Source organism: Billgrantia gudaonensis (assembly GCF_900100195.1).
Classification (GTDB): domain Bacteria; phylum Pseudomonadota; class Gammaproteobacteria; order Pseudomonadales; family Halomonadaceae; genus Halomonas; species Halomonas gudaonensis.
Genome location: NZ_FNES01000002.1, coordinates 259,900 through 276,377, shown reverse-complemented (window position 1 = coordinate 276,377; position 16,478 = coordinate 259,900). Strand labels below are relative to the sequence as shown.

14 protein-coding genes are annotated in these 16,478 nt (G+C 63.9%); 5 read left to right on the top strand and 9 right to left on the bottom strand.

Annotated elements, in window-relative coordinates; genetic code table 11:
* Positions 1 to 79: 79 nt before the first annotated feature.
* Genes BLP96_RS03375 through BLP96_RS03360 form a run of 4 tightly spaced genes read left to right on the top strand, consistent with a single transcriptional unit; the run spans position 80 to position 4,192 of the window.
* Positions 80 to 1,312, top strand: coding sequence for a Zn-dependent hydrolase (locus BLP96_RS03375; protein ID WP_089683071.1), 1,233 nt, complete (start codon positions 80 to 82; stop codon positions 1,310 to 1,312).
* Between the two features lie 31 nt (positions 1,313 to 1,343).
* Entirely contained in the window at positions 1,344 to 2,507 is a 1,164-nt protein-coding gene (locus BLP96_RS03370; protein WP_089683069.1) for a Re/Si-specific NAD(P)(+) transhydrogenase subunit alpha, read from the top strand.
* Complete coding sequence (locus tag BLP96_RS03365; protein ID WP_089683067.1) at positions 2,507 to 2,794, top strand: NAD(P) transhydrogenase subunit alpha part 2; 288 nt, start codon at positions 2,507 to 2,509, stop codon at positions 2,792 to 2,794. The genes BLP96_RS03370 and BLP96_RS03365 overlap by 1 nt, the downstream gene beginning before the upstream one ends.
* Before the next feature lie 3 nt (positions 2,795 to 2,797).
* On the top strand, positions 2,798 to 4,192 hold the full coding sequence (locus tag BLP96_RS03360; protein WP_089683064.1) for an NAD(P)(+) transhydrogenase (Re/Si-specific) subunit beta: 1,395 nt from the start codon (positions 2,798 to 2,800) through the stop codon (positions 4,190 to 4,192).
* Positions 4,193 to 4,238: 46 nt separating this feature from the next.
* Here BLP96_RS03360 and BLP96_RS03355 read toward each other — a convergent pair whose 3' ends face one another.
* The 8 genes from BLP96_RS03355 to aptA all read right to left on the bottom strand — a co-directional run bounded on the left by BLP96_RS03355 (position 4,239) and on the right by aptA (position 14,530).
* Entirely contained in the window at positions 4,239 to 4,889 is a 651-nt protein-coding gene (locus BLP96_RS03355; RefSeq protein WP_089683061.1) for a TetR family transcriptional regulator C-terminal domain-containing protein, read from the bottom strand.
* 166 nt (positions 4,890 to 5,055) lie between these two features.
* Positions 5,056 to 5,496, bottom strand: a complete 441-nt coding sequence (locus BLP96_RS03350; protein ID WP_089683059.1) for a DMT family transporter — start codon at positions 5,494 to 5,496, stop codon at positions 5,056 to 5,058.
* Positions 5,497 to 5,584: 88 nt separating this feature from the next.
* The gene (codB, locus tag BLP96_RS03345; RefSeq protein WP_089683057.1) at positions 5,585 to 6,847 is read right to left on the bottom strand and encodes a cytosine permease; all 1,263 of its coding nucleotides are present in this window, start codon (positions 6,845 to 6,847) and stop codon (positions 5,585 to 5,587) included.
* A 147-nt stretch (positions 6,848 to 6,994) separates the two neighbouring features.
* Positions 6,995 to 8,434 carry a dihydropyrimidinase gene (hydA, locus tag BLP96_RS03340; protein ID WP_089683055.1) on the bottom strand — a complete coding sequence of 480 codons (1,440 nt, stop codon included), beginning with the start codon at positions 8,432 to 8,434 and terminating at the stop codon, positions 6,995 to 6,997.
* A 10-nt stretch (positions 8,435 to 8,444) separates the two neighbouring features.
* Positions 8,445 to 9,974 carry an NCS1 family nucleobase:cation symporter-1 gene (locus BLP96_RS03335; protein ID WP_089683053.1) on the bottom strand — a complete coding sequence of 510 codons (1,530 nt, stop codon included), beginning with the start codon at positions 9,972 to 9,974 and terminating at the stop codon, positions 8,445 to 8,447.
* Positions 9,975 to 10,046: 72 nt separating this feature from the next.
* The gene (locus BLP96_RS03330) at positions 10,047 to 10,922 is read right to left on the bottom strand and encodes a nitrilase-related carbon-nitrogen hydrolase (protein WP_089683051.1); all 876 of its coding nucleotides are present in this window, start codon (positions 10,920 to 10,922) and stop codon (positions 10,047 to 10,049) included.
* A gap of 735 nt (positions 10,923 to 11,657) precedes the next feature.
* Positions 11,658 to 13,148: a CoA-acylating methylmalonate-semialdehyde dehydrogenase gene (locus BLP96_RS03325; protein ID WP_089683049.1), complete on the bottom strand. Its 1,491-nt coding sequence runs from the start codon at positions 13,146 to 13,148 to the stop codon at positions 11,658 to 11,660.
* 38 nt (positions 13,149 to 13,186) lie between these two features.
* On the bottom strand, positions 13,187 to 14,530 hold the full coding sequence (gene aptA, locus BLP96_RS03320; RefSeq protein WP_089683047.1) for an omega-aminotransferase AptA: 1,344 nt from the start codon (positions 14,528 to 14,530) through the stop codon (positions 13,187 to 13,189).
* Between the two features lie 171 nt (positions 14,531 to 14,701).
* On the opposite strand from aptA, the gene BLP96_RS03315 reads away from it, so the two are divergent.
* Complete coding sequence (locus tag BLP96_RS03315; protein ID WP_089683045.1) at positions 14,702 to 15,622, top strand: LysR family transcriptional regulator; 921 nt, start codon at positions 14,702 to 14,704, stop codon at positions 15,620 to 15,622.
* A 64-nt stretch (positions 15,623 to 15,686) separates the two neighbouring features.
* Here BLP96_RS03315 and BLP96_RS03310 read toward each other — a convergent pair whose 3' ends face one another.
* Positions 15,687 to 16,454: a M15 family metallopeptidase gene (locus tag BLP96_RS03310; RefSeq protein ID WP_176761443.1), complete on the bottom strand. Its 768-nt coding sequence runs from the start codon at positions 16,452 to 16,454 to the stop codon at positions 15,687 to 15,689.
* Between the last annotated feature and the right edge of the window lie 24 nt (positions 16,455 to 16,478).

Here is a 16,478-nt window from a genome sequence, read left to right as displayed (position 1 = left end):
CTACTCAGCGTGAGCCCCTCAGGGCCCCTGTGTACCCATCACGTCACTCCGGCACGCTAATGACGCAGACGAGGACGACATGAACGACATCCGCATCGACAAGCAGCGTTTGTGGGACAGCCTGATGGAAATGGGCGAGATCGGCGGCACCGAAAAGGGCGGCTGTTGCCGCCTGGCGCTGACCGACCTGGACAAGCAGGGCCGCGATCTCTTCGTGAAATGGTGCGAAGAAGCCGGCTGCAGCATCACCGTGGACAAGATGGGCAACATCTTCGCCCGCCGTCCCGGTCAGGACGATTCGCTACCCCCGGTGGCCGTGGGCAGCCACCTGGACACCCAGCCCACCGGCGGCAAGTTCGACGGCGTCTTCGGCGTGCTGGCCGGCCTGGAGATCTTCCGTACCCTCAACGAACGGGGCATCGAGACCCGGACGCCGCTGGAGACGGTGATGTGGACCAACGAAGAGGGCTCGCGTTTCCCGCCCGCCATGGTTTCCTCGGGCGTGTTCGCCGGCGCCTTCGATCTGGACTATGGCCTGAGCCGCGCCGACCTCGACGGCAAGACCATGGGCGAGGAGCTCGAGCGCATCGGCTACGCCGGCAGCGCCGAGGTGGGCGGACGCCCCTTCAAGGCCTTCTTCGAGGCGCACATCGAGCAGGGGCCGATCCTCGAGGACGAAGGCAAGCAGATCGGTGTCGTCACCGACGCCCAGGGTCAGCGCTGGTACGAGATCACCCTCACCGGTCAGGAATCGCATGCCGGTCCCACGCCGATGCCCAGCCGCCGTGACGCCCTGCTGGGCGCCGCGCGCATCGTCGACATGGTCAACCGTATCGGCATGGACAACCAGCCCAACGCCTGCGCCACGGTGGGCCTGATGCAGGTCTTCCCCAACTCGCGCAACGTCATTCCCGGGCAGGTGTTCTTCACCGTGGACTTCCGCCACCCCGATGCCGAGGTGCTGGAGGCCATGGACGCTGCGCTGCGCGAGGGAGCGGTGCGCATCGCCGAGGACATCGGGCTGGAGATGGACTTCGAGCAGATCTGGTACTCACCACCCGTGCCCTTCGATGAGGACTGCGTCGCCTCGGTGCGCAAGGCGGCGGAGGCGCTCGGACTCAGCCATCGCGAGATGGTCAGCGGCGCCGGCCATGACGCCTGCTACATCGCCCGCGTGGCCCCCACCTCGATGATCTTCGTCCCCTGCGAAAAGGGCATCAGCCACAACGAGCTGGAACGCGCCGACGCCGACGATCTGGCCGCCGGCTGCAACGTCCTGCTCCAGGCGGTGCTGGAACGTGCCCAGGCGTGATGGCCACTCGATCGAGCCCAGGAGAACGACAATGCGACTAGCGGTGATGCGGGAACGCCACCCCGGGGAGACCCGGGTGGCCCTGACCCCCGCCAACGTATCGACCCTCACCGGCCTCGGCTGCGAGGTGTTCGTGGAAACCGGCGCCGGCGACGCCGCCGGCTTCGCCAACGACGGCTATCGCGAGGCGGGAGCCGAGATTCTCGAAACGCGCGCCCAGCTGCTCGACGCGGGCGAGATCGTCCTGTGCGTCGACGGTGCCCACGAGGAGGCCTTCGCCGACCTGCGCGCGGGCCACATCGGCATCGGCATGCTGGACCCCCTGAGCCGCCCCGAGCGTTTCCGCGGGCTGGCCGAACGCGGCATCACCAGCCTGGCGCTGGAGCTGGTGCCACGCATCAGTCGCGCCCAGAGCATGGACGCGCTCTCATCCATCGCCACCCTGGCCGGCTACAAGGCCGTGCTGCTCGCGGCCTGCCAGGCCCCGCGGCTCTTTCCCATGATGATGACGGCGGCGGGCACGCTGAATCCGTCGCGCGTCTTCATCATGGGGGCCGGGGTGGCCGGTCTGCAGGCGGCCGCCACCGCCAAGCGTCTGGGCGCCGTGGTGGAAGCCTACGACGTGCGCCCCGCAGCGCGCGACCAGATCCTGTCCGTGGGCGCCAAGCCCATCGAGCTCGATCTGGACACCTCTTCGAGCGAGGGTCAGGGCGGTTATGCCAGCGAGCAGGACGACGACTTCCTGAGACGCCAGCGCGAGCAGATGGCCGACGTCCTCGCCCAGCAGGACGTGGTGGTGACCACGGCGGCCATCCCCGGTGCCAAGGCCCCGGTGCTGATCACCGAAGAGATGGTGAAACGGATGAAGCCGGGGGCGGTCATCGTCGACCTCGCCGCCGAGCGGGGCGGCAACTGCGAGCTGACTCAGGCCGGCGAAACGCTCGAGGCCTACGGCGTCACCATCATCGGCCCGACCAACATCGCGGCCAGCCTGCCTCACCATGCCAGCCAGATGTATGGCCGCAACATGGAGAACCTGCTGCGCCATCTGCTGGACGAGGAAGGCAGGCTGGCGCTCGATTTCGAGGACGAGATCCTCGACGAGACGGTGGTGACCCATGGCGGGGAAGTGCGCGCGGCGCGTATCCGCGAGCGCCTGGTCCCGGCCTCCACGCGTGAAGAGGAGACGGTCTGATGGACATGCTGATCATGCAGATATCGCTCTTCGTGCTGGCCGTCATCCTGGGGGTCGAACTGATCACCAAGGTACCGGCCACCCTGCACACGCCGTTGATGTCGGGCAGCAACGCCATCTCCGGCATCACCCTGGTGGGTGCCCTGCTGGCCGCCGGTTCCGGCGAGGTCGGAGGCCTGTGGGTCTCCGTCCTCGGCACGGCGGCGGTCACCCTGGCCACCATCAATGTGGTCGGCGGCTTTCTGGTCACCAACCGCATGCTGAAGATGTTCCGCAGGAGGGACTGAGCCATGAGCCTGTCATTCGTCAATCTGTTCTATCTGGCTTCCGCGGTGCTGTTCGTCACCGGCATCAAGGGGTTGACCCGACCTCGCACGGCGGTACGCGGCAATCTGCTGGCCGCCATCGGCATGCTGGTCGCGGTCGTGGTGACCTTGCTGGATCGGTCGATCCTGTCCTACGGCTGGATCCTTGCCGGGGTCATCCTCGGCGGCACCATCGGGGCGCTGCTGGCCACGCGCATCCAGATGACGGCCATGCCGCAGATGGTCGCCCTCCTCAACGGCTTCGGTGGCGGCGCCTCGCTGGCCGTGGCCATGGCCAGCTTTCTCGCCCCCAGCGGGCCCATTGCCGCCGGCGGAACCATCGGCCTGCTGGCCATCGGTCTGACCGTACTGGTCGGCGCGGTCACCCTGACCGGCAGCGCGGTGGCTTTCGGCAAGCTGCAGGAACTGCTGCCCGGCAATCCCATCGGTTTCAAGGGCATCACGCTGTTCAACGCCGCCCTGCTCAGCGGTACCGTGGTGATCGTGGCCACCCTGGCCGGCGGCAACGGCGGCATCGGCTTGCTCTTGCTGCTGGCGACCATCGCTCTGGTGCTGGGCGTGACGCTGGTCATCCCCATCGGCGGCGCCGACATGCCCGTCGTCATCGCCCTGCTCAACTCCTACTCCGGCATTGCCGCCGCCGCCGCAGGCTTCATCATGGGCAATACCGTGCTGATCGTCTCCGGCGCCTTGGTGGGGGCCTCGGGGCTGATCCTGACCCGGATCATGTGCGTGGCCATGAATCGCTCCCTGGCCGGCGTGCTGTTCGGTTCGCTATCCGAGGAGGGCGGCGAGGGCATGGATGCCGACGAAGTCTATGCCGGCAAGGTGAAGTCCTCTTCCGCCGAAGAGATCAGCATGCTGCTGGAGACCGCCCAGCGGGTGGTGATCGTGCCGGGCTTCGGACTGGCCATGGCCCAGGCCCAGCATGCGGTGAGAGACCTGGCCGATACCCTGGAGCGACGCGGCGTGGAAGTGATCTATGGGCTGCACCCCGTGGCCGGCCGCATGCCGGGACACATGAACGTGCTGCTCGCCGAGGCCGAGGTGGATTACGACAAGATGCAACCCATGGAACAGGTGAACCCGCACTTCGCCCAGACCGACGTGGTCATCGTCATCGGAGCCAACGACGTCACCAATCCCATGGCGCGGGAGGACAAGGGCAGTCCGATCTATGGCATGCCGATCCTCGACGTCGATCAGGCCCGCACCGTGGTGGTGGTGAAGCGCAGCCTGAGTCCCGGCTTCGCCGGGCTGCCCAATCCGCTGTTCGCCAAGGACAACACCTTGATGCTGTTCGGCGATGGCAAGCAGGCGATCCTCGACCTGACCGGGGCACTGAACGAAGCCGCCTGATCGTCGGAAGCCAGAGCGTCGGAAGGGGGCGTTGAAGCGCCCCCTTTCAGCGTTTCTCCAGTCCCAGCCCCTTCAGGAAGACGTGGGTCAGGAAGTCCCCGGCACGCTGGAAGTCTTCCTCGTCGAGGTCCCGCTTTCCCAGCGCCAGGCTGACCTGGGACGAGAAGTCGGCGTAGGTCTGCGTGGACGCCCAGATGGTGAAGAAGAGATGCTCCGGGTCGACCTCATCCATTCGCCCATCGGCGATCCATTGCCGCACCAGGGCCAGATCGGCCTCCAGTTGGGGCAGCAGATCTTCTTCGAGATAGACCTGCAAGTGCGTGGCGCCACTGATCACTTCGTTGGCGAACACCTTGGAGCCATAGGGGCGTATGCGGGACAGTTCGAGCTTGCCACGTATGTAGTTCTCCAGCATCACGGCGGGCGTGTCGCCGGCCTGCTCCATCAGGGCCATCTTCTCGATCCATAGATCGAGCACGTGTTTCAAGACGTTCTGGTAGAGACTTTCCTTGGAGGGAAAGTAATACAGCATGTTCTGCTTGGAAAGACCGGCCCTTTCGGCAATCGCTTCCAGCGAGGCTCCACTGAAACCCTGTTCCGAAAAAACGATCTCGGCGGCATCGAGAATGCGCTGCTCGAGGGCCTTGCGGTTGGCGGAACGGCGAGGCGGCTTGCGCCCGTCGGCTGGTTGACTCATGTGGCTCTCGACCGGGTTGTCGTGTGCCATCGCACCCAGCGGACAAGACGCCATCGCAAGCACAGATCGCCGCTTACGACTCTGCCAGAGTTCCGAAAGGAGGGGCACACCAGGGGGGCTGAAACGGCCGACAGGATACCGTCGCCCTAGCGCCGCGTCCAGCCGCTCAGTAGCGACGAATGAGAAGCACTCCCAGGAACAGGAGCGCCACGCCCAAGAGCCTGGGCAGGGAAATGGACTGCTGGGGAAAGCCCAGCGCACCGAAATGATCGAGCAGCGTGGACGCCAGCATCTGTCCGGCCACCACGAGCGCGAGCAGGGTCGCCGCCCCCAGCTTGGGCGCGAAGATCACCATGACGGTGACGTAAAAGGCCCCCAGTACGCCGCCGGACCAGCTCCAGGCAGGAATGTCGGCAAGCTGCTGCCAGTTGGGCACGGCGAGACGCGACCCCATGGCCGCCCCCAGCAGTGCCAGGGTTCCCACCCCGAAGGAGATGGCCGCCGCCCACAGCGGATGCCCCCAGCCACGTGCCAGACCGGCGTTGATCCCGGCCTGCATGGGCAGCATGGCCCCGGCCGCCAGCACGATGATGAAGTGGAACCACATGCGACTCACTCCCTTGAAGCCTAGTCCCGGGGGGATGCCAGGTGTCGCTCCGCCTGGCACCCTTCAGCCCCGGTTCATGGTGAAGCGATCATCCCGTCCTTCTGGCGGCTTGAGCGACGGCAGCCTTGTCGAAGCTGGCCAACAGCACGGCATAACCAAGCACGGCAACCCCCACGCCCACCACCGGCGGCAGCACCGGCGAAAAGTACGCCGCGCCCGACCCCAACGCATAGGCGCCCAGACCGATCCGATTGAAGTTCGGCAACTGCACTTCCGCGATGGGCGGATAACGGCCGCGATGACGCAGCCAGAAGTCGGCCATGATGACGCCACCGAAGGGCGGGATGAAGGTGCCCAGCAACACCAGGAAAGGGATCAGCATGTTGTACATGCCGAACACGGCCAGAAGCGTCCCGATCGCGGCCCCCAGCAGGGTCACCAGGCGGCGATGCCGAGTTCTGACCAGATTGCAGCCCGCTACCGCGAAGTTGTAGATGGTGTTGTCCTGGGTCGTCCAGATGTTGAGAAACAGCATCAGCACGGCCAGCACGACGAACCCTTGCGCGAGCATGATGTCGACGATGTCGGCCTGCTGATAGACGAGCGCCCCGAAGGCCCCGGTGACGACCATCAGACCGTTGCCGACGCAGAAGGCCAGCATGGTGGCGATCACCGCAATGGCGGGAGATTTCGCGAAACGGCTCCAGTTGGTCGCCTGGGTTCCGCCGCTGACGAAGGTACCGATGATCACCGTCACCGCAGCGGCAAAGGTCATCTCTTCGCTCGGCGTCTGCCCCAGCAGGCCGGCGAAGCCGCCCGCATCGGCGAGACCGGTGTAGAGGCTGATCAGGATGAAGAGCAGCATGGCTGGCACGGCGAAGCGTGACAGCCAGTCGAGGCCGCGATAGCCGATCATGGCGGTCAGGCAGAAGGCGATGCCGAAGAAGACCATCAGCGGCGTTTCGGACCAGGCAGGCAGGCCGGTGGTCTTGACCAGCACGATGGCGATCGTGGCAGTGCCCCACGCATACCAGCCGATCTGGGTGAAGCCCAGCAGAATGTCCGAGAGCTTGCTGCCCAGCTCACCGAAGCAGAACCGACCCATCAGCACGGAGTTCAACCCGCTTTTGCAGGCGATGTAGGCCAGTGCCGAGGCATAGGCGCCCAGCAGCAGATTGCCCACCACTATCGCCCATAGCAGCTCGTCGAAAGGGAAGGCGGTGCCGATGCTGCCACCGGCCCACATGGTGGCCGTGAAGAAGGTGAACCCGAGCAGCACGACCGACGTGGAAAGAAGCCCCTTGCGTGACTCCCAGGGCACCTCGCTCAGCGGGTAATCGGAATGCTTCATGACTGTCATCTCCTGTCGTTGTTGTTATCGATCCGGTTCACGGCGAGTCAGGGTAAGGTACCGTCGCCGGCCGGCAAGTCGAGACCGTATCACACCGGCATAAAGCAAGCTGGCGGGACCTCGTCCCGCCAGCTTGGCTCTCTACGCTCAGCGTTTCACCGGTTGTGGCTCGTTGAGCTCCGTTTGGCGAGCCACGGCCTCCAGAACCGGGGCGAAGGCCGGCCGCTTGACGTAGCGGCCGGCGCCACGCTCCGCGTTCAACTCGCCGTTTCTCCACACCACCTTGCCATGACTCAGCGTATGGGTGGGAATGCCCTTCACGGTTCGGCCTTCGAAGATGTTGAAGTCGACGTTCATGTGATGGGTGTCGGCCGAAATCGTCCGGGTACCCTGCGGATCCCAGACGACGATATCGGCATCGGCACCCTCCGAGATGCTGCCCTTGCGCGGATAGATGTTGAACAGTTTCGCGGTATTGGTCGAGGTGACCGCCACGAATTCGTTCAGGGTCAGTCTTCCGTTGTTGACCCCCTCGTCCCAGAGAATCGCCAGACGATCCTCCACCCCGGCGGTACCGTTGGGAATCTTCGTGAAGTCGTCTTTCCCGGCGGCCTTCTGATCCCGGCAGAAGCAGCAGTGATCCGTTGCCGTGGTATGCAGGTTACCGCCCTGCAGACCGTTCCACAGCGCTGCCTGGTGTTCCTTGGAACGGAAGGGAGGGCTCATGACGTGGCCTGCCGCGACGTCGAAGTCCTCGCTGCGGTAGACGCCGTCGTCGATGACCAGATGCCCCGCCAGCACCTCACCGTAGACCCGCTGTCCCGCCGAGCGGGCCCTGGTGATGGCATCCAGCGAGTCCTTGCAGGAGACATGCACGATATAGATGGGCGTGTGCATGGCCTGGGCAACCTGGATCGCCCGGTTGGCCGCTTCTCCCTCGACGAAGGGGGGACGCGACAAGGGGTGGGCCTCGGGGCCGGTCAGGCCCTTTTCCAGCATCTCCTGCTGCAGCTGGTAGACCAGCTCACCGTTTTCCGCATGAACGGTAGGCATGGCCCCCAGTTCCACGCAGCGCCGGAAGCTTTTCACCAGCGTCTCGTCGTCGGCCATGATGGCGTTCTTGTAAGCCATGAAGTGCTTGAAGCTGTTCACGCCATGCTCGTGCACCAGGGTCTGCATGTCTTCATGGACGGAGTCGTCCCACCAGGTGATCGCCACATGGAAGGTGTAGTCGGCTGCCGCTTTCTCGGCCCATTCGCGCCACTGATTGTAAGCGTCCAGGAGACGCTGTCCCGGCTGGGGAATCACGAAGTCGATGATGCTGGTGGTACCGCCCGCCAGGGCAGCCGCGGTGCCGGTGTAGAAGTCATCGCTGGCCACGGTTCCCATGAAGGGGAACTGCATGTGCGTATGCGGATCGATGCCTCCCGGCATCACGTACTGGCCACTGGCATCCACCACTTCCGCGGAGGAGGGAACCTCCAGGTTCTCGCCGATGGCGGCGATCTTGCCATTCTCGCAGTAGACATCGGCTTGGAAGGTATGGTCGGCGGTGACGACGGTGCCACCCTTGATCAAGACGGACATGGATCTCTCCTTACCTTTCTTGTGGATTGTTGCTTTGCGGTTGCAATTCCGGCGTCACGCCGGCTGGCACGGGACTCGTCATGCGCATCAATGCCAGGTAGACGATGGCCCCGATGGCGACCCCGACGAACCAGGCATAGTTGTAGATGGCCGAGAAGATGCCAGGCACGCTGTCCAGCAGGCCTGCTGCCGCCAGAAAACCGGGGAGGTTGGGCAATACCGCAATGACGAAAGCGATCCAGGCCATGGGGTTCCAGCCATTGCCGTAGCTGTACCTGCCATTGCTCTTGAACAGGTCGTCGTGAGACAGATCGGTCTTTCGCAGCAGCAGATAATCGGCCAGCATGATCCCCGCCAGCGGGCCCAGCAGAGCCGAGTAGCCGATCAGCCAGGTGAAGATGTAGGCGCCGGTGGTTTCGAGCAGTTTCCAGGGCATGATGGCGATACCCAGACCGGCCGTGATGTACCCCCCCATGCGGAAGGAGATCTTGCCCGGCACCAGGTTGGCGAAGCCATTGGCGGGAGCGACGACGTTGGCCGCCAGGTTGGTGGTCACCGTGGCGATGACCAGCGCCAGCAAGGCAATGACGACCGCCACACCGCCCATGCGCTCGGTAATCGCCACCGGATCCCACAGCGCCTCGCCATAGATCACGATGGTGGCAGAGGCCACGGCCACGGCGATGAAGGCCAGAATCCCCATGGGGATCGGCAGCCCCAGCGCCTGGCCGACGAGCTGATGACGCTGGCTCTTGGCGAACCGGGTGAAGTCGGGAATGTTCAATGCCAGGGTTGCCCAGAAACCGACCATGGCGGTCAGGCCCGGCCAGAAGGCTTGCCAGAATTCGCCTTCTCTAGCCCCGCCCTCGACGAATTCCGACGGTGTGGAAAGCATGGGTCCGAAACCGCCCGCCTTCGTGACCGCCCAGATCAGCAGGCCGAAGCACATGGCAATCAGGAAGGGAGCCGCATAGGTCTCCAGGAAACGAATGGACTCGGTACCGCGTGCAATGAAGTAGACATGCATGCCCCAGGAAGCCAGGAAGCAGAGGAGCTGCGCCAGGTCGATGCCCAGCGCCGGTATCGGCTCTCCCACCAGGGCTCGATCGGTGAGAATGTTGAGAATCGCGTAGATGGCCGAGCCGCCTATCCACGTCTGGATGCCGAACCAGCCACAGCCGACGACGCCGCGCATCATGGCCGCCAGCTTGGCACCGGAGGTACCGAAGGAGGCCCTGAGCAGAACGGGAAACGGAATGCCGTGTTTGGCACCGGCATGGCCCAGCAACAGCATGGGTATGAGAATGATGGTGTTGGCCAGGAAGACGGTGAGCACCGCCTGCCACCACGACATCCCCTCGGGTATCAGGCTCGCTGCCAGCATGTAGGCCGGAACGCAGACCACCATCGATACCCACAGGCTGGCAATGTTCAACCAGGACCAGGTACGTTCTTCTCGCTCGACCGGTGCCAGGTCGGCATTCCATAGCTCGGGGCTATAACCGGCTTTCATCTTGGTTTTGTGCGTTGTTTCGCTCATGACTCAGCTCGCTATATTGTTATTGTGCTGCCGGGAGCAGCTTCTTCCCCCGACTCTCGATTCATGAAGGATTCAATAGTCCACCAGTTCGTCATAGGACTCAGGCCGCCGATCCCGGAAGAACTGCCAGCCCTTGCGAACCTCGCGAATCATGTCCAGGTCGATCTCGTGAACGAGAAGTTCGTCCTTGTCCTCGCTGGCCTGCGCTTCGATCTTCCCCATGGGATTGACGATGTAGCTGGAACCGTAGAAGTCACCCATTTGCTCGTCCCATGGCGCTTCGCGCCCTACGCGATTGATCGCGCCGATGAAGACGGCATTGGCGGCGGCCGATGCCGGCTGCTCCAGCTCCCAGAGGTAACGGCTCTTGCCCTTTACGGTGGCAGAGGGGTTGACGATGTACTCCGCGCCATTGAGTGCAAGAGCGCGCCACCCTTCCGGGAAATGACGGTCGTAGCAGATGTAGACGCCAAGTTTGCAGTAGGCAGTATCGAAGACGGGGTAACCGCAGTTGCCAGGCTTGAAGTAGAGCTTTTCCCAGAAGCCCGGCGCAGTGTCCGGAATGTGATTCTTTCGATATTTGCCGAGATAACTGCCATCCGCATCGATGACTGCTGCAGTGTTGTAGAACACACCGGGCATGTCTTCTTCGTAGATCGGAACCACGATGACCATGCGATGCTTCTTGGCATACTCCTGCATCAACTTGGTGGTCGGCCCGTCGGGAATCTTTTCCGCCGAGTCATACCACTTCTTGTCCTGGCTCGGACAGAAATAGGGTTGTGTGAACACCTCTTGGAAGCAGAGCACCTGGACGCCCTGACTCGCCGCATCGTCGATCATGGGAAGATGCGCTTCGATCATTTTCTCCCGAATCTCCCCCGGGCTCATCGACGTATCGCCCTTTAGCGACATTTGAATCAGACCGCATTTCACTTTATTCGACATATCGCAACCTCATTGTTGTGTTGTTGAGTTCAATTATCGCGCTATCGAGAACCCCCATTTATTCCGGGCACGACATCGCCCTATCGTCCGAAATCGAATCATTCGGACAAGTCGACTTGATGAATAGAGCGAATGCCGGACTGGGGATCAAGCCCTACCAGGCATGGCGGTTCGCCGCACGACCATCACGGCTGCCAGCCATGCCTAATGCCTGTAACAAACTGAATTAAATCGACATTGAGTGACATATCAGGTATCAGCCATATTGTGTTTGTTTTTTACCTACTGGTAAAGGTAAAAGCCATATCCGGGTTGGTCAAGGACTTTTTTGCCATCCGGTAAAGTCGATTTTCGCTGCACTGCAATGCTTCATAATGCTGGCTCATGCACTCGGAAAGTGCAGGAATTCACAGGCCGATAACTGCCGATCCTGATAGGAAGAATCGGTCCGTCACGCCTTTCCATGCCACACCTTTACCTGTCCATGCACGACGCTATCGTTGGCAATGGTTGCCAGAATACGGGCGCTCTTTCTCCGGCTTTCCGAGGCATAGTGAAGATACCGGTGTCGGCACTCACGGCCATGCATTTCATGTAGACGCCGGAACGCCTCCAGACACTAGATAGGGGAAGTAGGGGATACTTGCTGAGAGGGATACGGCCACCGATCGCCCGATGCTCGCGGTCGGTGCCTTGAAAAGGGAGGGGGACGATGGCCACGTCCCCCCGGTACGCTCATGACGGGAACGAGAACTGGGCACCCTCGCGCACCCCGGCCGACGGCCAGCGCTGGGTGACGGTCTTGCGCTTGGTGTAGAAGCGCACGGCATCCGGCCCGTAGGCGGCCAGGTCGCCGAACAGCGAACGCTTCCAGCCGCCGAAGCTATGATAGGAGACCGGTACCGGCAGTGGCACGTTGATGCCCACCATGCCGACCTGAATGTTGTCGCTGAAGTAGCGAGCAGCCTCACCGTCGCGGGTATAGATGCAGGTGCCATTGCCGTACTCGTGATCGTCGATCAGCTGCATGGCCTCTTCCATGGAGCCGGCACGCACCACCAGCAGCACCGGCCCGAAGATCTCTTCCCGGTAGCAAGTCATATCGGGCGTCACGCGGTCGATCAGGGTGCCGCCCACGTAGAAACCTTGCTCATGCCCCGGTACCTGTACGTCGCGACCGTCGACCACGATGGTGGCGCCCTGCTGCTCGGCGCTGTCGATGTAGCCGCAGACCTTCTCCTGATGAGCCTTGGTGATCACCGGGCCGAAATCATTGCTCTTGTCGGAGAAGGGGCCGACCTTGAGGGACTTCATCGACTCCTGCATCTTGGCGATCAGGGTATCGGCGGCCTCGTCACCCACGGCCACCGCCACGGAAAGCGCCATGCAGCGCTCGCCCGAGGAGCCGAAGGCCGCGCCGGTCAGGGAGTTGACCACGTTGTCCATGTCGGCGTCGGGCATCACGATGGCATGATTCTTGGCACCGCCGAGGGCCTGGCAACGCTTGCCGTTGGCGCTGGCGCGGGAGTAGATGGCCTCGGCAATGGGCGTGGAACCGACGAAGCTGACGGCTTGGACCCGGGCATCGTCGAGCAGAGTGTCGACGGCTTCCTTGTCGCCATTGACCACGTTGAGCACCCCGGCGGGCAGACCCGCTTCGAGCGCCAGCTCGGCAATGAACAGCGCCGAGGTCGGATCCCGCTCGGAGGGCTTGAGCACGAAGGTATTCCCGCAGGCGATGGCCATGGGGTACATCCACAACGGTACCATGGCCGGGAAGTTGAACGGCGTGATGCCGGCCACCACGCCCAGCGGCTGGAAATCGCTCCAGGAGTCGATGCCGGGGCCGGTGTTCTTGCTGTACTCACCCTTGAGCAGCTCGGGGGCGCCGCAGGCATACTCCACGTTCTCGATGCCGCGCGCCAGTTCGCCCTGGGCATCGTGGACGATCTTGCCATGCTCCTGGCCGACCAGGCGGACGATCTCGTCGGCATGTTCTTCCAGCAGCTGCTTGAAGCGGAACATCACGCGGGCACGCTTGGCCGGCGGGGTGTTCCGCCAGGCCGGAAAGGCAGCCTGGGCGGCAGCGATGGCCTCCTCGACAGTGGCCTTGCTGGCCAGGCTCACCTGGCCGCCGACCTCGCCGACGGAGGGATTGTAGATGGCCTGGGTGCGCCCTTCGCGATCGACGCGCACGCCGTTGATCAGATGGCCGAGTGTTGTCATGTGTCGCCTCTCGATGGGTCTGTCGGATGTTGAGATGTTCAGTCCAGTTCGCCGATCGCATCGCCAAGCGCATTGACGACCCGATCGATCTCCTCGCGCTCGACGATGAATGGCAGGCCGAGCTGGATGGTGTCGCCGCCGAAACGCACGTAGAAACCTTTCTCCCAGCACTTCATGGCGATCTCGTAGGGCCGCCGCGCCGGCTCGCCGGGATAGGGTTCGATCGTCAGTGCCCCAGCGAGCCCGTAGTTGCGGATGTCGCTGACATAGCGGGTGCCCTTGAGGCCGTGCAGCGCCTCCTCGAAGATCGGGCTCATCTCGCGCACGCGCTCGATCAGACGCTCCTGCTCCAGGATGTCCAGCGAGGCCAGGGCCGCTGCGCAGGCCACCGGATGGCCGGAGTAGGTATAGCCGTGGGGCAGCTCGAGCATGTAGTCGGGGCCGCCCTGCTCCATGAAGGTGTGGTAGATGTCCCCTTTGACCGTCACCCCACCCATGGGCACCGCCCCGTTGGTCAGCTGCTTGGCAAAGTTCATGATGTCGGGCGTCACGCCGAACTCCGCGGCGCCGGTCATCGACCCCATGCGGCCGAAGGCGGTGATCACCTCGTCGAAGATCAGCAGGATCTCGTGTGCATCGCAGATTTCGCGCAGCCGCTGGAGGTAACCCTGCGGCGGCGGAATCACCCCGGCGGAGCCGGCCAGCGGCTCGACGATCACCGCAGCGATGTTGGAGGCATCGTGCAGGGCGATCAGCTCCAGCAGCTCATCGGCCTTCTCGGCACCGCGCTCGGGCATGCCGCGAGTGAAGGCATTCTCCGGCAGCAGGGTGTGCGGCAGGTGATCGGCATCCACGCCTTGGCCGTACAGGGCACGGTTGGCCCCGATGCCGCCCAGACTGAAACCGCCGAAGTTCACGCCGTGGTAGCCCTTGGCCCGGCCGATCAGCTTGGTCTTGGTCGGCTTGCCCTTCTTGCGCCAGTAGGCGCGAGCGATCTTCAGAGAGGTATCGGCGCTCTCGGAGCCGGAACCGGTGAAAAAGGTGTAGTCCAGGCCGGCTGGGGTCAGTTCACGCAGGCGGTGAGCCAGCTCGAAGGCCTTGGGATGGCCGAACTGGAAGGCCGGGGCATAGTCCAGCTCGCGCAGCTGCCGGCTGACGGCATCGGCGATCTCGGGCCGGGAGTGCCCGGCACCGCAGGTCCAGAGTCCGGAGAGGCCATCGAAGACCTGGCGGCCCTGAGAGTCCGTCAGGTAGCTGCCTTTGGCGCCCACGATGATCCGCGGATCCCGCTTGAATTGGCGGTTGCCGGTATAGGGCATCCAGTAGGCGTCGAGCTGTTCGGCGCTGAGCCCGGCAGCATAGGGAAATTCTTGAGCGGTCATGGCACTGGCCTCCCGTTGTTCTGGCCATCGACGATAGCTTCGTGAATCAGGCTAGACGCCGCCTTCGATCAATTAAATAAAAAGCTCTTTAATTTCATGCAAGCAGTTGCTTAACTTTGTATGCCGCCTGCCGAGCAAGCCGGCAAGAGGAAACGCTGACGGAGGACATGCATGCCACAGCGCCGCACGACGCCCATGGGGCAGCCCGGGGACGCCGACCTGCGCCTGCTGCGGATCTACCGCAAGGTCGTGGAGTGCGGCGGTTTCTCCGCTGCCGAGGTGGAGTTGGGTATCAGCCGGGCCGCCATCAGCATGGCGATGAACGATCTGGAAACCCGGCTCGGTCTGCGCCTCTGTCAGCGCGGCCGCAGCGGATTCGCCCTCACCGACGAGGGCAGCGAAGTCTACGAATCGTCGCTGCAGCTGCTGGCGGCCGTGGAAGGTTTCCGCACCCGGGTCAACGGCCTGCATGCCCGGCTCAAGGGCGAACTCAACATCGGCATCACCGACAACCTGGTGACCATGCCCGAGATGCACATCACTCACGCGCTGAGCGCGCTGAAGGAGCGGGGACCCGATGTGCGCATCAACATCCGCATGATTCCGCCCAGCGACATCGAGCTGGCCGTGCTCGACGGTCGCTTGCACACTGGGGTGATCCCGGCCCTCAAGACCCTGCCGGGGCTCGACTACCGCTCGCTGTACGAAGAAGCGTCGCAGCTCTACTGTGCAGCCGGCCACCCGCTGTTCGAAGAGTCGGACGTCCACGAAGGGACACTGGCCAACCACGATGCCGTGGTGCCCGCCTATGCCCAGACGCCCGAGATCAAGGCGGTTCACGAGCCGCTCAAGGCCTCGGCCTCGGCGACCGACCGTGAAGGCATCGCCTTTCTGATCCTATCCGGCCGCTACATCGGTTACCTGCCGACCCACTACGCCGAGCGATGGGTCCGTGACGGTCGCATGCGCGCCCTGAATCCGCGGCGCTGGCACTATCTCACCCGCTACAGCGCCATCACTCGCAAGGGAGCTCCGCCCAACCTGGTGCTGGAGAGCTACCTCGAGGAACTGGAGCGTCTGGTAGGGCGATGAGGCCGGCGCGCCGGGACGCCGCGCACCTTCAGCCCCAGGCTCCCGCCACGGCTTTCGCGACATCTCATCCCAGCGATTGCCGCCAACGATGCTCGAGGGTTTCGGGCTCGGTGGGTCCGTAGAGCGCCTGACGGTGACCGCCGTAGTGGGCCCAAAGCTGGTCGCCGAAGTCGTAGTGCCACCACTCGCTGGGCAGGTTGGTGAAGCCCTGCTCGGCCATGGCGTGATAGAGCAGGCGCCGCCGATCGCGGGCCCGGCGCTGCGCCTCGCTGGGTGCATCGAGCCGCTCCAGGTGGTCGCTGTGCGAGGCCGCGCTGGCCTCGTCGAACAGCGACCCCATGTCGAGCATCACGCCATCGGCGTCGCACAGCGTCACGTCCACCGCCCCGCCGGTGAGGTGTGGGCTGGGAGCGACCGGATCGCGGCTGGGCATGGCCACGAACTCGCGGGTGCGCGCCAGCAGCGCCGTCTCGTCCAGGTCGTCGTAGCGGCTCTGCAACGCTTCGAAGAGGGTATCGAACAGATACTGCTGCACCCGCCAGGGTCGCCAGCCATCGAGTACCACCAGGCCCAGCCCGGTCGGCAATGAGCGAGCCGCGGCCAGCAGGCGACGATGAACCCCCTCGCGCACGTAGCACTCGGGCACCGCGCCGGGAATCCCCAGGCGTGCATAGGCGGGAAACGTCTTGACCGGCTCGGGCGCCAGGCTCAGTGGCAGCAGGCGCTCGTCGCTGGCCGCGATGGGCAGGCGGGACAGCGTCTCCCAGGGCGGTTCCGCCAGGGAAGGGATCGGCGTCAGGCACCGCGAGTCGGGGGTGGAATCGGGCATCATGGGCATTCCAGTCGTTCAGTCATG

Coding starts and splice junctions, on each gene's coding strand:
- BLP96_RS03375 (WP_089683071.1), top strand. CDS start 80: ATGAACGACATCCGCATCGACAAGCAGCGTTTGTGGGACAGCCTGATG.
- BLP96_RS03370 (WP_089683069.1), top strand. CDS start 1,344: ATGCGACTAGCGGTGATGCGGGAACGCCACCCCGGGGAGACCCGGGTG.
- BLP96_RS03365 (WP_089683067.1), top strand. CDS start 2,507: ATGGACATGCTGATCATGCAGATATCGCTCTTCGTGCTGGCCGTCATC.
- BLP96_RS03360 (WP_089683064.1), top strand. CDS start 2,798: ATGAGCCTGTCATTCGTCAATCTGTTCTATCTGGCTTCCGCGGTGCTG.
- BLP96_RS03355 (WP_089683061.1), bottom strand. CDS start 4,889: ATGAGTCAACCAGCCGACGGGCGCAAGCCGCCTCGCCGTTCCGCCAAC.
- BLP96_RS03350 (WP_089683059.1), bottom strand. CDS start 5,496: ATGTGGTTCCACTTCATCATCGTGCTGGCGGCCGGGGCCATGCTGCCC.
- codB (WP_089683057.1), bottom strand. CDS start 6,847: ATGAAGCATTCCGATTACCCGCTGAGCGAGGTGCCCTGGGAGTCACGC.
- hydA (WP_089683055.1), bottom strand. CDS start 8,434: ATGTCCGTCTTGATCAAGGGTGGCACCGTCGTCACCGCCGACCATACC.
- BLP96_RS03335 (WP_089683053.1), bottom strand. CDS start 9,974: ATGAGCGAAACAACGCACAAAACCAAGATGAAAGCCGGTTATAGCCCC.
- BLP96_RS03330 (WP_089683051.1), bottom strand. CDS start 10,922: ATGTCGAATAAAGTGAAATGCGGTCTGATTCAAATGTCGCTAAAGGGC.
- BLP96_RS03325 (WP_089683049.1), bottom strand. CDS start 13,148: ATGACAACACTCGGCCATCTGATCAACGGCGTGCGCGTCGATCGCGAA.
- aptA (WP_089683047.1), bottom strand. CDS start 14,530: ATGACCGCTCAAGAATTTCCCTATGCTGCCGGGCTCAGCGCCGAACAG.
- BLP96_RS03315 (WP_089683045.1), top strand. CDS start 14,702: ATGCCACAGCGCCGCACGACGCCCATGGGGCAGCCCGGGGACGCCGAC.
- BLP96_RS03310 (WP_176761443.1), bottom strand. CDS start 16,454: ATGATGCCCGATTCCACCCCCGACTCGCGGTGCCTGACGCCGATCCCT.